Origin of the sequence: Lactobacillus amylolyticus DSM 11664, assembly GCF_000178475.1 — a bacterium.
Taxonomy (GTDB): Bacteria; Bacillota; Bacilli; order Lactobacillales; family Lactobacillaceae; genus Lactobacillus; species Lactobacillus amylolyticus.
The window spans coordinates 36,180-49,688 of the sequence record NZ_ADNY01000055.1 but is presented as its reverse complement, the minus strand read 5'-3'; the positions used below and the strand labels follow the sequence as shown (position 1 = coordinate 49,688).

The 13,509-nt window shown below is 39.8% G+C and carries 15 protein-coding genes and 1 riboswitch; of the genes, 6 read left to right on the top strand and 9 right to left on the bottom strand.

Features of this window, described 5'->3' with window-relative positions; translation table 11 throughout:
• Positions 1 to 120: 120 nt before the first annotated feature.
• Positions 121 to 762 carry a YfbR-like 5'-deoxynucleotidase gene (locus HMPREF0493_RS06320; protein ID WP_006352510.1) on the top strand — a complete coding sequence of 214 codons (642 nt, stop codon included), beginning with the start codon at positions 121 to 123 and terminating at the stop codon, positions 760 to 762.
• A gap of 3 nt (positions 763 to 765) precedes the next feature.
• Complete coding sequence (locus HMPREF0493_RS06315; RefSeq protein WP_040457340.1) at positions 766 to 1,683, top strand: HNH endonuclease; 918 nt, start codon at positions 766 to 768, stop codon at positions 1,681 to 1,683.
• A 40-nt stretch (positions 1,684 to 1,723) separates the two neighbouring features.
• On the opposite strand, the gene HMPREF0493_RS06310 is transcribed toward HMPREF0493_RS06315, so the two are convergent.
• From HMPREF0493_RS06310 to HMPREF0493_RS06300, 3 genes are all read right to left on the bottom strand, one after another.
• Positions 1,724 to 2,659 (bottom strand): DUF805 domain-containing protein, encoded by a 936-nt coding sequence (locus HMPREF0493_RS06310; RefSeq protein ID WP_006352508.1) that lies wholly within the window; start codon positions 2,657 to 2,659, stop codon positions 1,724 to 1,726.
• An 82-nt stretch (positions 2,660 to 2,741) separates the two neighbouring features.
• The gene (locus HMPREF0493_RS06305) at positions 2,742 to 3,497 is read right to left on the bottom strand and encodes an amino acid ABC transporter ATP-binding protein (protein ID WP_006352507.1); all 756 of its coding nucleotides are present in this window, start codon (positions 3,495 to 3,497) and stop codon (positions 2,742 to 2,744) included.
• The gene (locus HMPREF0493_RS06300; protein ID WP_006352506.1) at positions 3,497 to 5,107 is read right to left on the bottom strand and encodes an ABC transporter substrate-binding protein/permease; all 1,611 of its coding nucleotides are present in this window, start codon (positions 5,105 to 5,107) and stop codon (positions 3,497 to 3,499) included. The genes HMPREF0493_RS06305 and HMPREF0493_RS06300 overlap by 1 nt, the downstream gene beginning before the upstream one ends.
• Positions 5,108 to 5,215: 108 nt before the next feature.
• Positions 5,216 to 5,391: riboswitch (Lysine riboswitch) on the bottom strand.
• Between the two features lie 121 nt (positions 5,392 to 5,512).
• Here HMPREF0493_RS06300 and HMPREF0493_RS06295 point away from each other — a divergent pair.
• Both HMPREF0493_RS06295 and HMPREF0493_RS06290 read left to right on the top strand, forming a co-directional pair.
• Complete coding sequence (locus HMPREF0493_RS06295; protein ID WP_040457339.1) at positions 5,513 to 6,151, top strand: DNA-3-methyladenine glycosylase; 639 nt, start codon at positions 5,513 to 5,515, stop codon at positions 6,149 to 6,151.
• 2 nt (positions 6,152 to 6,153) lie between these two features.
• Positions 6,154 to 6,513 (top strand): DUF488 domain-containing protein, encoded by a 360-nt coding sequence (locus HMPREF0493_RS06290; RefSeq protein WP_006352504.1) that lies wholly within the window; start codon positions 6,154 to 6,156, stop codon positions 6,511 to 6,513.
• On the opposite strand, the gene HMPREF0493_RS06285 is transcribed toward HMPREF0493_RS06290, so the two are convergent.
• The 3 genes from HMPREF0493_RS06285 to HMPREF0493_RS06275 all read right to left on the bottom strand — a co-directional run bounded on the left by HMPREF0493_RS06285 (position 6,508) and on the right by HMPREF0493_RS06275 (position 8,588).
• Positions 6,508 to 7,305 (bottom strand): TerC family protein, encoded by a 798-nt coding sequence (locus HMPREF0493_RS06285; RefSeq protein WP_006352503.1) that lies wholly within the window; start codon positions 7,303 to 7,305, stop codon positions 6,508 to 6,510. The genes HMPREF0493_RS06290 and HMPREF0493_RS06285 overlap by 6 nt on opposite strands.
• On the bottom strand, positions 7,292 to 7,807 hold the full coding sequence (locus HMPREF0493_RS06280) for a methylated-DNA--[protein]-cysteine S-methyltransferase (RefSeq protein ID WP_006352502.1): 516 nt from the start codon (positions 7,805 to 7,807) through the stop codon (positions 7,292 to 7,294). Before HMPREF0493_RS06280 ends, HMPREF0493_RS06285 begins: the two co-directional genes overlap by 14 nt.
• 76 nt (positions 7,808 to 7,883) lie before the next feature.
• Positions 7,884 to 8,588 carry an NAD-dependent protein deacylase gene (locus tag HMPREF0493_RS06275; RefSeq protein WP_006352501.1) on the bottom strand — a complete coding sequence of 235 codons (705 nt, stop codon included), beginning with the start codon at positions 8,586 to 8,588 and terminating at the stop codon, positions 7,884 to 7,886.
• Positions 8,589 to 8,684: 96 nt separating this feature from the next.
• On the opposite strand from HMPREF0493_RS06275, the gene HMPREF0493_RS06270 reads away from it, so the two are divergent.
• Entirely contained in the window at positions 8,685 to 9,170 is a 486-nt protein-coding gene (locus HMPREF0493_RS06270) for a hypothetical protein (protein WP_133286285.1), read from the top strand.
• Positions 9,171 to 9,213: 43 nt separating this feature from the next.
• On the opposite strand, the gene cls is transcribed toward HMPREF0493_RS06270, so the two are convergent.
• On the bottom strand, positions 9,214 to 10,671 hold the full coding sequence (gene cls / locus HMPREF0493_RS06265; protein WP_006352499.1) for a cardiolipin synthase: 1,458 nt from the start codon (positions 10,669 to 10,671) through the stop codon (positions 9,214 to 9,216).
• A 21-nt stretch (positions 10,672 to 10,692) separates the two neighbouring features.
• Positions 10,693 to 11,625, bottom strand: a complete 933-nt coding sequence (locus HMPREF0493_RS06260; RefSeq protein ID WP_006352498.1) for an alpha/beta hydrolase — start codon at positions 11,623 to 11,625, stop codon at positions 10,693 to 10,695.
• Between the two features lie 78 nt (positions 11,626 to 11,703).
• Between HMPREF0493_RS06260 and HMPREF0493_RS06255 the strand changes: the two genes are divergently transcribed.
• On the top strand, positions 11,704 to 12,462 hold the full coding sequence (locus tag HMPREF0493_RS06255) for a ribonuclease H family protein (RefSeq protein WP_006352497.1): 759 nt from the start codon (positions 11,704 to 11,706) through the stop codon (positions 12,460 to 12,462).
• A 47-nt stretch (positions 12,463 to 12,509) separates the two neighbouring features.
• On the opposite strand, the gene HMPREF0493_RS06250 is transcribed toward HMPREF0493_RS06255, so the two are convergent.
• Complete coding sequence (locus tag HMPREF0493_RS06250) at positions 12,510 to 13,472, bottom strand: DUF1002 domain-containing protein (RefSeq protein WP_006352496.1); 963 nt, start codon at positions 13,470 to 13,472, stop codon at positions 12,510 to 12,512.
• Between the last annotated feature and the right edge of the window lie 37 nt (positions 13,473 to 13,509).

The following is a 13,509-nucleotide window of genomic DNA, read 5'->3' as shown; positions in this document are numbered from 1 at the left end:
TTAAGGGCAGTGAACTGAGTTCACTGCCCTTTTTCTTTTTCAAAAGAAAATTTGCATCATGTTTGATTCTTTGGTAACATAGTAAAAATTTTTAAGCAGTTGTACAAAGGAGGATAAAACATGGGATTAAATGCATATATTCAAGGTTTTAATAGTTTAGAGTCAATTGATCGTGCACCAGGCTACTTTAAGTACCATCACCACTCAGTTGCTGATCACTGTTTCAGAACAGCTGAATTAGCGCAAATGATGGGTGATATCGAAGAAGTAAAAGGCAAGCAAAAAGTTAATTGGAAAGCTCTATATGAAAAGAGCCTGAACCATGATTATACTGAGCGTTTTATTGGTGATATCAAGACACCGGTTAAATACGCTACTCCACAATTGCGTAAAATGATTGGCGATGTTGAAGAAACCATGACGCATAAGTTTATCAAAGATGAGATTCCAAAAGAATTTCAAGAAATTTATAAAAAGCGGCTTGCTGAAGGCAAAGATGATACTTTGGAAGGCAAGATTTTATCAATTTGTGATAAGCTTGACTTGCTTTACGAAGCTTATGGCGAAATCGAATTGGGCAACCCTAATCCGGTTTATATGCAAATGTTTAAAGAAAGTTTGGAAACGATCAAACAATTTGATGATTTGGCTTGTGTTAAATACTTTATTAAGCATATTTTGCCTGATTTGTTTAAAGGAGATTTCGCCGGCAAGGATAAGATGCAAAGAATAGCTTTTAGCATCTTGCTAATGGGGGACTAAGACGTGAAATTTCAATGCAGCTCATGTGGACTTCGGATGGACTCGCTTCATTTTAAGCAGTCCGGTTTAATCAATCCGAAGTTGACTAGTATTTGCGATATTTGTTTGCAACGGGGAGAAAAGGCAGAGAATTTTGGCAATTCTACGATTGAGACCTTTGCTAAGACTTTGCTTTACTCCTTTGTTGGTAAAAAAACTAATGAAGAGCAAGAAAGCTTCTTTGTTAAAACCAAGCAAGATCGCAAAAGCTATGAAGCTTTTTTGCAGGATTATGATGGCAATGAGATCGCTGAGCAGCAGGTATCTAGAAAGAAATTTAATCAGGCAATAATTGATAGCGAAACAGGCAAAATTGATTACCTTCCTGATCAAGGCCGGGATTTTCAATATAATCTGGAACATCTAGGCTTGAAAGTTGATTTTCAGCTGAATGAGGTCGACTTTATCGATCGGGAGCGCATCAGAGCGAAGTACCATTATCGCTGCCAGTATTGTGGCCGCCGTGGTCACAGTGTTGATCATAAAGATCCAGTTTCCTTATCGCATAATAACGATATGGATAACTTGATTCTGTCTTGCAGCGAATGCAACCGCATCAAGTCGAATATGCCGTTTAAGCTGTTTAAAAAATTGAATGATCAAATTCCTGAAATCAACCAGAAATTAGTCAAATATGAAAATGCGCTGGGCACCTTGCAGGAAGAATTTGAACACCGGCGCAGAAAGTTAGCGGGTCAGGTTCACTTAAAAGGCGTGATCAATGATCCGGAACTAAACGCGATGAGAAAGCAAAATAAGAAATTGCAGGATGCAATTGACAGTCTGCAATCAGATTATGATGCTTTACGTAAAATTCGCGAAAATCACTTTAATACAGGTTGGAAGATTGCTCAGGAAAATAAGCAATCGGATATAATTTAAAAAAGGCATCCTCATTGAGGATGCCTTTTAGATTGACTAGTTAATTGATTTTTTCTTCTTTTTCAAATAAGTACTTATTCCATTTAATATCTTTTTGAGTGGTTGGGTGGAAAAGCAAAAATGCCAAAAGCAAATTGCCAACGTAAGGGATAGCGCAGATCCACCACCAGCCAATGAAGCCGGCATCGTGCAAACGACGTACCGTATGGCCTAATTCAGCCAAGAATGACCAAACAGCAATAGCTATTGAGAAAAGCGCTAAGACGAGCAATAAAGCAAGTGCTTCGGTTGGAATATTAACATTAGCATTTTCACCTTTAATATAATATTGGATGAAAATGAGGAACATTATTAAATAAGCCAGCAGTAATGTGATTGTGCTAATTAAGCAGCTAACGGCAGTTCCAAGCCAGAATGAAGTTCTAGTTGAACGAGCATTCCATTTGAAACAGTCAAAGAAGTGTTCCTTTAAAATTTGACCAATCGTTGGTACAGGTACTTTTTCTTCTTCAATTGCTGGATAAGCTTCACCTTTGTGGTATAAATAAGCCCCCCACTTAACTGATCTTTGAACTGAAGGCTGCAAAGTTAAATAGAAAGTAAACATTGCACCATAACCAGTAAAGTTAGCCCAATACCAATAGCCGGAATAACCAGTATCATGCAAGCGGCGAATAAGTTGGCCCAAATTTGCCAAAAAGACGTAGACAAAAATGACAACCGAAATTACGCCATCGATCCATTTAAGTCCAAGATCAATGTTGCTGCTGAAAACATAGCTCATAATCATTGTGGCGAGCAAGATCAAAATTGTATTGACCAAAGCGCTCAACCAGTAGGATTTACGAGTGGTTCTAGCCTTCCAATTGAAGGGATGCAAGAAGGTTTCGTTTAAAATTTGTCCGAAGCTTTCTGCAGGTGGTTTAGGTAAATTTTCATCATAAGGTTTGATGAAATAGTAATCTCTGTTATTCATGTTTTTTCCTCATAAGTAGAATACTTTTTTATTTTAAGCAAAAAGAGCCGAAAGCACAATCTGCTTCCAGCTCTTTTTAGTTTTAAAAGTCCATCTTTCTGAAATTGCTCAAGAACTTTTGCGTCTTTTCATTCTTAGGATGATCAAATAATTCCTCAGGCTTGCCTTGTTCTGTGATTACGCCATCGTTGATAAACAATACGTTGTCAGAGATTTGCTTGGCAAAACCCATTTCGTGAGTAACGATCACCATCGTTAAACCGGTCGTAGCCAATTTTTGCATAACGTCCAATACTTCGCCGACCATTTCTGGGTCCAAAGCACTAGTTGGTTCATCGAATAGCAGAACTTCTGGGTTCATTGAAATTGCTCGTGCGATTGCCACCCGCTGCTGCTGACCACCGGACAATTGGTTAGGTTTAGCGTTGATGAAGGGTTCCATGCCGACCTTTTTCAAGTTGGTCATGGCGATCTTCTTAGCTTCTTCTTTAGAACGTTTAAGCACTAATTCTTGACCAATCATGCAGTTTTGCAAAACATTTTTATTTTCAAAGAGGTCAAATTGCTGGAAAACCATGCCTACCTTAGCTCTGAACTTGTTGCGATCGTAGCCTGGTGCCAAAATGTTTTCACCGTGGAAATCAATTTCGCCACCGGTAGGTTCTTCAAGCAGGTTAATGCAGCGAAGGGTAGTAGATTTACCGCCGCCTGAAGGACCGATGATTGTGACGATTTCACCTTTATTGACATCAAAAGAAATATCACGTAAAACCTTATGATCGCCAAAGGATTTTTGCATATGCTTTAAACTTAAAATCTTTTCGTTACTTTCAGTCATTAGTTGTTAGCCCCCACATCCTTAGGTGAACCAACTTGTACTTGGTTGGCCATTAAATTGTAGTTCTTATTGCCTTCAAGCCGTTTTTCGATGAAGTTGAAGATTCGAGTAATCGTGAAGGTCAATACTAAGTAGATTGCTGAAATCGTTAAGTATGTTGGGAAGAATTGGAAAGTTTGACTGGCAATTGTTGTACCAACAAAGAACAATTCAGAAACTGAAATGATACTCAATACTGAAGTATCCTTGATGTTGACGATAAATTCGTTGGTAATTGATGGCAAGCAGTTCTTGATCGCTTGTGGCAAAATAATATGCCACATTCTCTGGTTGTGTGTCATTCCCAATGCGCTTGCGGCCTCAAACTGACCTTCAGGCGTTGAAATGATCCCACCACGGATGACTTCTGCCAAGTAGGCACCGGTGTTGATTGAAACGATAATCAAAGCGGCAACCGTTCTGTTTAAATTCAAGTGCCAGAATTGCGCAATTCCGTAATAGATAACTGCGGCCTGAACCATCATTGGCGTACCACGGAAGACTTCAACATAGACTGATAAGAGCCATTTAGCAATGTTTAAGCCCCAGCGCTTACCGCGCGTAGTTGGGGTTGGGATTGTCCGGACGATTCCGACCAACAAACCGATGAAGAAACCAACAACAGTACCGACTAAAGCAAGCAAAAGCGTCATGCCGACACCGCTAAGAATCATATTGCCGTATTGCTTCCAAGTAGAAATAAGCCAGTTTTCTTTCTTAGCGCTGCTGCCAGCTTTAGGCTGCTGCTTAATTGCAGTTGCCATTAACTGGTTGCGTTTCTTAGTAGGGATGGTTTTTAAAATAGCGTTAACTTGCTTTAATAATTTGGTATTGCTCTTCTTAACCCCGATACTGACAACTGAATCATCATGGTCGACATGGAAACCAGGCATCTTGTTCAAGTTAACAGCAATGATGTTAGGGTTAACGTTGCGGTAGCTTTGATATTCGATATCTTCAGCAACATAGCCATCAATTGTGCCGGAAGCTAAGCTTTGACGCATTGATGGAAAGTCCCGCATTGCAGGTTCTCTTTTAGCACCTTTTAATTGCTTAATCAAAGTGTAGTGCAAAGTACCTTGCTGAGCAGTTAACTTGGCACCTTTGAAATCAGACAGCTTCTTAGCATTTGAGTACTTGCTTGCCTTGTTCACGATGACAACAAATGTACTCTTTCTGTAAGGTACAGTAAAGTTGATCGCCTTGCGTCTTTCAGCTGTTGGACTCATTCCGGCAATAATTAAGTCAATCTTGCCAGAAGTCAATGCTGGAAGAAGACCGTCCCATTCAGTCTTTTCAACAATAACTTTTTTATGCAATTTTTTACCGATAATTTTGGCAATTTGCACATCATAGCCGTTGGCGTATGAATGTGAGCCATCAATTGGAACAGCAACATTAGCACTGGTAGTTTGAGTCCAATTGTAAGGTGGATAATTAGCTTCCATTCCGATCTTTAATACGCCGGAATTTTTAGCAGCTTCAGTCCGATGACTGTTGAAGCTAAGTCCCATAAATAAACTGAGGAGTACTGCCAACATTGCAGCAATCCAATTAAATCTTGACTTCAATGAAAAAACCTCCAAATGTTTTCTACATAAAGCCAATACAATAAAAGCGTAAATAAAAACCTCGCTGTTTTCAAGAACAACGAGGCGCGCGTCATCAGTATTAAAACCAAATCATATAGCGCTCCCTGGGGACGAACCAGGACAGTCTACAGGATATGTTCCTGCAGCCCAACAAAAATGTTTCACGAAAAACAATTCTGTTTCGGCGATAAACCTAAAATTAAGGATCAAAACCTTCGTGAGTTCACATTAATTTTGTGATTACCGCAACCTCTATTGCATTGGGAAAATTATTTAACTGCCGAAAAGATTAAATGATTTTTAATATTTTGTCAAGTTAGAATTGATTATTTTTTAGTAAAAAGGTATATAACAAGGGCAAGGATGAAAATAAATGAGGACAAAATGAACTATTCAGAATATTTTACCAACCGTTCAACTGATGAAATTACTAAAGACTTAATCGGCCGTCCTTTAATTTTTATCAGTCATGGCAAAAAGCTTGGCGGCTACATTGTCGAAGCTGAGGCCTATATGGGCAAAAAAGATAGGGCGGCGCATTCATACGGCGGACGCAGGAGCCCGGCAAATGAAGGTCTTTATCGCAAAGGCGGCACAATTTACATCTATTCGCAGCGGCAATACTTCTTTTTTGATGTTGCCTGCCAAGAGGAAAATGAGCCGCAAGGGATTTTGATTAGAGCAATTGAACCTGTTTGGGGAATTGATGAAATGACCCAAAACCGCAACGGCAAAAATGGCGTTTTATTAACCAATGGTACTGCAAAAATGATGCAAGCTTTCGGCATTCACAGCCGCAACTGGGATCTGCATTTTCTTTCAGATTCGCCATTTGCAATTGATCTGAATGATGAAAATAAAAAAGTAGCCCAAAAGATTATTGCTTCGGCAAGAATAGGGATCAATCAATCTGATCCTATTTGGGCCAAGAAAAAGCTGCGCTATTATGTAGCTGGAAATCCGTATGTTTCTAATATGAAAAAACGTGAGATGCGAGAAGATCACGGCTGGCAAAGGAGATAAAAATGGGTGAAATTAAATTAGTCAGAATTTATGAACATGAGCAACCTAATGGCTACCGCATTTTAGTCGATCGGATGTGGCCACGCGGCATTAGCAAGGTTAAGGCTACACTGGATGAATGGGATAAGGAAATTGGCCCCACGACTGAACTGAGAAAATGGTTTAATCATGAAGATGAAAAGTTCCCAGAATTCAAGAAAAAATACCTTAGCGAACTAGAGCAGAATGACTTTACGCCAACTTTTCTGCAAACAGTTAAAACCAAATTGGCTAGTGGCGATGTATTGTTTCTTTATGGTGCGAAAAATAAAGAGCACAACCAAGCGGTCGTGCTCAAAGAATATGTTGAGAAACATTTATAATTTTTTATGTCCATGTCTTTTAACGCAGACGAAGTGGGAAATAATCGTTAAGCCTAAAATCGTGAAGACGATTATTGCAAAAGCAGTGTTCGGCATTTCCCATCTTAATGGTGGCAAAGCTAGCAGCAGCTTTAAAGCAATGATTCCGATTAGAACATAGGCCATCGGCTGCAATTTAGGGATAATTTCCATCAACTTGATAATGATTTCGGCAACTCCTCTCATGCAGAGAATGCCGATCATACCACCGATTAAAACAACAACGGGATTATCTGAAACTGCCAAGGCAGCTAAAACTGAGTCGATTGAAAAGACGATGTCCATTGATTCAATTGAAATAACTGTCCGCCAGAAAAGGGAAAGCACGTGCTTTCTCTTTTTCTTTTTGCCCTTAACAGCGGCACGTTCTTCTTGACGTTCCTTCTTTTCTTTTTCATGTTCAGCAGCTTGCTTAGGGTGACGCTGATCATAGAAAAATTTAAAGCAAAGGTAAAAAAGATAAATACTGCCGGCTAATTTTATTTCCCAGAAGTTGATTAGATATGTTCCGATACCAATTACGATAAAGCGAAAGAGGTAGGCACCCCATAAACCATAGAAAAGGGATTTTTCCTTTTCGCTTTTGGTCGGCAAAACCTGCGTCTGCGCTGCTAAAACAACAGCGTTATCAACTGAAAGCAGGCATTCCATCAAAATCAGCGTGAGGATGATCATCCAATCTTTGCCGCTGGTTAAGACATGCGCCCAATTGCTTAAATCAAAAAATGGCGCATACAGTTTAAGAATTGTCATGCAAATAGCTCTTTTCTAAATTAAGTAAACGTGCTTTTTCCTTTGATCCTAAACGATAGCCACCAATCATTCCGTTAGCCATAATTATGCGGTGGCAGGGAATAAAGATTAAAACGGGATTTAAAGCGATGGCATGTGCCACAGCCCGCACGCTTCTCGCACTATCAAGCGAGGAAGTAATATCGCCATAACTAACCGTTGAGCCATATGGAACTTTAGCCACAATTTGCAAAACGCTGCGCTGAAAGGGCGTTCCAAACTCAGAAATGTCAATGGGCACATCGAAATAATGGCGCTTGCCGGCAAAATATTCCTTTAATTGTTGAGTATAAGGCGCTAGCCGCTTAGGATCATGCAGCAGCATCCGGTTAGGGTAATAACTGAAGATGGGAGATGCTTCGTCTCCTTTAAGGCCAACGTAGGAAAGGCCTTTGTCCGTAATTGCTAGAAAGTAGGTCCATGGTTTAATCGTTACGTAATCATAATAAAAAACGTCAGCCATTTTTCCTCACTACTTTCTAGCAAAAATAACAGCTTGCATTAAACTTAAGGATAACAAGCATAGTTTTTAAATTCAATTATAATTTTTGGAAAACATCAAGTGCATCACCGATGATCGCCTTCACGCCATTGGCTGGAATAGCTGTTTTGTTAACTACCCAAACCTTAGCGCTTGGCATGCGATAAGCCAATAATTGGGCAAAAGGATAGACAACAAAACTGGTTCCCACAATTATAACGAGATCGGAATTTTGCATTGCATTAACGGATTTTGAAAGATTTTCCGGGTTAATGGCCTCACCGTATAAGACGATCCCTGGCCGAATAATGCCACCACAATCTTTATGCAGATAGCTCTGAGCATATTCAGAATAGGCAACAGGCTGATGACATTTGGTGCAATAAATTTGATACAGATTGCCATGAAATTCTATGACGTGGTTGTTGCCGGCCTTAGTGTCTAGACGATCAATATTTTGCGTAATCAATGTGCCTTTTTGGTTGCATAATTGTGCGATCCTTTGGTGAATTAAGTTTGGCTCTGCATCTGGGAAATACATGTTGTTCATGACAAAGTCATAAAAGAATTGGGGCCGGTTAAATAGAGTATCATCGCTAAGAATGGTCTCTGGACTTTCTGAAACGCCATTATAAATACCGCTTTTTGAACGATAGTCAGGAATGCCAGAATGAGTTGAAACACCGGCACCAGTTAAAAAGACGATGTGCTTAGCTTGGTCAATATCATTTTTAAGGTCAGAAATTTGCTTAGCATCAATCATTATATTTGTCCTTTCTGTAAAAGTTCTCACATTAATTATACGGCAGGATTTTGTTATAATATTATTTAAGACAATTTTATGAAGGGGTGAAATGTTTTGCAAACAATGTCTGGATTTTATATTTTAGTGAATATTGTTATGTTTATTTACGCTTGCTATAGCTGGTATTGGCAGGCAAAACTTGAATTGAGAGGCAAGTTTCGCATTTCTATTTTGCTCTGGACGCTTTTAGTAATTTGGCTTGGCTTTACTTGGAATTATATTGAAAAAGGCGAGCCAGGCATCAATCTCTTTTTAGCTTTGTTGCTGCTTGTCAGCATTGTGGATGGCTTCACTGGTTTTGCTCCTAAAAAGGCTGTGGTTTCAGGATATTTCAAACGAACATTGTCATATTCGGAGATTGACAATGTCATTTTGATTAACGTGCCTATAGGGAAAAAGCCAGCAGTTATTTGCATTTTGGGAACAAATAAAGGCCGGCAGTACAACCTGCAATTTTCTAGCGATGTTAAGTCAATTATTGCAGCGTTGCAAAGATACGCTGATCACCGTATCAGAATTGAAGTTAGAAATACGTTGTAAAAAAGTAAGAAAAAACGGGTACATGACGTATCCGCTTTTTTTACTATAAAATTGGTGACAACATGCGAGAAAAACTTTGCAGCGTCTTTAATGGCCGACTTTGCTTAGCAATCATCTCTTTGGTCAATAGGGTTGAATCTTCCATGTCTTTTTCAAAAGTATCCGTCATTTTCTTGTTAAACTTTTTGTCGTAAAAAATGACGTTGTCTTCAAAGTTTAAATCATATGAACGGTAGTCCTGATTCATTGAACCTACCGATGAATAAAGGTCATCGATCACCGTTGTTTTTGCATGGATAAAACCATGATTGTAAATATAAACTTTAATGCCGTAGTGGGTCAGTTCATTGGCATACCACTGAGTAGCGCGGTAAATAAACGGGTGATCCGGCTTGCATGGAATCATAATGCGGACGTCAATGCCAGAGCTGGCGATCGTCTGCCAAGCCGCAAACATGGCGTCATCGGGAATCAAATATGGCGTTTGAATCCATAAGCGTTTGCGCGCCATTAGCATTAGGCGCATCATGCCGTTGCGCATATATTGTTCGTAGCGGTCAGGGCCATCGAAGACAACCTGTGTTGCAACATCGCCGTTTTCGATGTCGTTTTCGTCAAAGTCCGGGAAATAAAGATCGCTGTAGGTAATAACCTGGGTGTTTTTGTAAATTGAGGCATTCCAGTCCATGACGAACCGTTCTTGCAATAATAGGGATGCGGAACCGACGATTCGAACCTGACTGTCGCGCCAATAGCCCAATTTTTTCTTTTTGCCTAAATATTGATCACCGATGTTAAAACCACCGGTCCATGAAATTTTGCCGTCAATGACGACGATCTTCCGGTGCAAGTGGTAGTTGATCCGGTAACGCGTAATCATATTGCGTGAAGTAATAAATGGCAGCACTTCGCCGCCTGCCTTGCGCAATTGGTTGAACCAGGCTTTAGTTGCGCCCATTGAGCCCCAAGCATCATAGAGCACGTTGACCTTTACACCGCTTTTGGCTTTTTTTATTAGCAAGTTAAGCATGCGGTTGCCGATTTCATCATTATAAAAAGTGTAAAATTCGACGTTGACGGTCTTTTTAGCCTTTTCAATATCACGGATCATATCTTTAAACATTGCATGACCATCGTTGTATAAATCAACGTGGTTGTTTTTAGTTAAAGGAGAATTGTGGTCTTTGTTAAAATATTTAATCGCAATTTTTCCCTTAGTTGAAGTATCATCCGGACTGACCTTTTTGGGAGCCTTAGTAATTGTTTCTTGCACGTTGCGCAGACCTAAGTGCTTCTGGCGATTGATTGCAAAAATATTTTCTTGAGAAATTCCCCGGCCGAAGAAACCATAGAGAATTAAACCGATAATTGGCAGCACCAACAAAATGATCAGCCACGCCCAAGTAGTTGAAACAGACCTTCGTCTATGAAAGACAATGTAGAAGGCAAGAATGGTGTTGGTAATGACGATGATGCGCCATAAGTCATGTAGCCAAATCACAAAATCCCTCCATTAAACTTTTTATTTCTTAACTCCAATAAATTTGTCGACAATTTCAATTACAAACGGATTGTCATGCATCCAGCTGTGTTCGGCGTCGTTGCGTCCGCGAACTTCGACTTCTTGGTAAGAATGGGCTTGCGGCGCGAGAATATAACGAATGCTTTTGGCAGAAACCACAGAGATAAAACGATCGGTGTTAGTGTTATCAAGCACATTGCCGTAAATGTTCAAAACCGAAATATTCGAATTGAAGCGTCGTCTTCTGAAAAGCAGGTACAAATAGTGCGGGTTCATCATTGTGGGCCGGCCATTTTCATTTAAAACATTGACGTTGGGAATATCGCCTAGATAAGTGACCCCATCAAACGGGCCGGCAATAAAAGCACATTTATTCAAATGGGGAAAATTCTTTTGCCATGAATGCTTCATTTCGGTGCGGATGACGCAGGGGCAGGCCAATGAGTGAGCTACTGCCGTGTAAGTCTTGAAGTGGTAGCGTTTGGACAAAAATGGCAAAACAAAGCTTAAATAATAGTCAATGCCATAGATGCCGACGATTCGCTGCCGGAAAGCTACTTGAATGATCGGCTGTCGATCACCGCTCCAAGTGCCTTCTAATTTAAAATTGCCTAAAAGATCAACTGTTACTTTGAGGAACTTATCGCTTTTTTTATCAGCCAAAGCTTGTTTGACCATTACGCGTGTAGTGTAGTCTCCGCCGCGAAAGCCATGAAAATAGATAATCGGGACTTGTTCGAAATCGCCGCTTTTTTCTTCAACAGTAACGTGGTCTTCAATATGCTTTTTATGCATCCGCAAAAATGGACGGGTAGGTGCAAATGTTGCTATGAGTCCTAATGCAATCATGCTGAACATGCTGGGTTCCTGTTTTAGGTTCTTTTTATGATCTTTTTCAGCTTCTTGAGCATATTTTTTGCTGTTAAAAAACATCCTGCACATCCCTCAAAAATATTTGTTAATATATATTCTAACATTGACCGATGATTTTACGTGAGGTGAGCTTATATAATGAAATTTTATGCTGTAAAAAAAGGGCGCAAGCCAGGGATTTACCGTAATTGGGATGAAGCAAAGGCGCAAGTTGATGGTTTTTCAGGCGCAGAATATAAGTCTTTTGCGCAAATTACGGATGCGACTGATTATTTGAATTGGAATAAGGAAACGCAGGGCCAAGAAATCCGCAAAGATGAAGACAATCTCCAGAATGCGATTAAGAAGATTGTTAATACCAGTAAAAAACTGCCGGTTCAAACTAAAACTGTCAAAGCCCGAAACAGTAATCCAAATGATTATTTTGCCACGATTTATACCGACGGCGGAACGCGTAACACCGGTGTTTATAAAGGCGGACATGTTAAAAAGACGGATAAGGCTGCCTGGGCCTATCGCATCGAATGGGGCGACCAGGAAGTTCACGGTGCTGGCGGTGAATATGGCGCAACTAACAATAAGATGGAGCAAACGGGTTTTATCAATGCCTTGAAGAAACTCATTGAATTGGGCTTCAACGATAAAAAACTGCTTTTCGTTCTTGATTCACAGTACGTTTTGAATGCGATTAATAAGGGCTGGCTCAAGAGTTGGAAAAAGCGCGGCTGGAAAAAATCATCAGGTCCGCTTGCTAATAAAGAAGAGTGGCAAGAGATTGATCGCTTATTGACTAAATTCCCGAATGCCAAGTTTGAATGGACGAAGGGTCATGCCAATAATGCCGGCAATGAGTTCGTTGATCACTTTTTGAATAAATATATGGATGAAAAAATGTAGAAAAAAGCAGGAGATTAATCCTGCCTTTTTTTGTAGATATTTAATTTTTATCCTAAAACAATTGCACCGCCAAACAAGCCGTTAAACCAGTTGACGATATTTTGCCAAATTTGCTGCAGCCAGTTGCGATTTTCTTGCGTATTCAATTTATCGAAAATTCTTTTGGAACTGTTTTGAATATTTTTGGACAAAGCAGAGGCTTGTTGTTTGAAGCTTCTGCTCTTCAAAGCACCTGAATCTCTGATTTCGATCAACAAGTTAACAATTTGTGTCTTTTGATTGTTGGTAATAGTGTTACCCAAATGGTTGATCTTGATTTGGTTGTTAACAATATCGCGAATTTGACTATCAGAAATGTTGTTGCCGATCTTAGCCATATCGCTTTTGGCACCAGCAACAGCATTGTTCAATTGGGAATCACTGTAGCCGTCCTTGTTTTTATTTGCCTGAGTGATTCCACTCAAAGTGCTCATTTCATCTTGAGCTGCATTAATCTGCTTTTGGTTTAAAGCATTGCCGCTTTTAGCATAAGCTGCATAGACACCAGCTAAAGCACCAGAACCGTCGATTGGAACGGCACTGGTTACGTAAATGTTGGCATCAGTGATTCCGGCTGTTACGGCTGCATTTTTATATTGGTTGGCCGTAATGGTTGTGATATTGTTTTCACCATTGTAGTCAAGAATCTTAACATTGATCCCTGATCCAGAGCTGGTTTTTTGAATCATTGCACTGGACCATACTCTGGATGAAGTTATGAAATTATCACCGGAAGGGTTTAAATATTTGACCAAATCGCTGCCAGTAACGGTAATCGTTCGGTAATTGCCGCCGTTGAGCGATGCGGTTAAAGTCTTAATCGTGCCTTGTTTTTGGCTCTCAGTTAAAGATGTACCTAGAGTTACTACTGGCGTTTCGTCGTCAGCATAAACAGGGGTAGATTTAAATGAGAAAAACGCAATTGAACTAATCATTACAAGAACAGTTAGTAATGTAAAAGTTTTTTTCATGTATTTTATTCTCCTTATATGCGATATTATACTCGCA

What these genes read in the sequence shown, in the direction of transcription:
- HMPREF0493_RS06320 (WP_006352510.1), top strand. Translation starts at nt 121, where the DNA reads ATGGGATTAAATGCATATATTCAAGGTTTTAATAGTTTAGAGTCAATT.
- HMPREF0493_RS06310 (WP_006352508.1), bottom strand. Translation starts at nt 2,659, where the DNA reads ATGAATAACAGAGATTACTATTTCATCAAACCTTATGATGAAAATTTA.
- HMPREF0493_RS06305 (WP_006352507.1), bottom strand. Translation starts at nt 3,497, where the DNA reads ATGACTGAAAGTAACGAAAAGATTTTAAGTTTAAAGCATATGCAAAAA.
- HMPREF0493_RS06295 (WP_040457339.1), top strand. Translation starts at nt 5,513, where the DNA reads ATGAACTATTCAGAATATTTTACCAACCGTTCAACTGATGAAATTACT.
- HMPREF0493_RS06290 (WP_006352504.1), top strand. Translation starts at nt 6,154, where the DNA reads ATGGGTGAAATTAAATTAGTCAGAATTTATGAACATGAGCAACCTAAT.
- HMPREF0493_RS06285 (WP_006352503.1), bottom strand. Translation starts at nt 7,305, where the DNA reads ATGACAATTCTTAAACTGTATGCGCCATTTTTTGATTTAAGCAATTGG.
- HMPREF0493_RS06280 (WP_006352502.1), bottom strand. Translation starts at nt 7,807, where the DNA reads ATGGCTGACGTTTTTTATTATGATTACGTAACGATTAAACCATGGACC.
- HMPREF0493_RS06275 (WP_006352501.1), bottom strand. Translation starts at nt 8,588, where the DNA reads ATGATTGATGCTAAGCAAATTTCTGACCTTAAAAATGATATTGACCAA.
- HMPREF0493_RS06260 (WP_006352498.1), bottom strand. Translation starts at nt 11,625, where the DNA reads ATGTTTTTTAACAGCAAAAAATATGCTCAAGAAGCTGAAAAAGATCAT.
- HMPREF0493_RS06255 (WP_006352497.1), top strand. Translation starts at nt 11,704, where the DNA reads ATGAAATTTTATGCTGTAAAAAAAGGGCGCAAGCCAGGGATTTACCGT.
- HMPREF0493_RS06250 (WP_006352496.1), bottom strand. Translation starts at nt 13,472, where the DNA reads ATGAAAAAAACTTTTACATTACTAACTGTTCTTGTAATGATTAGTTCA.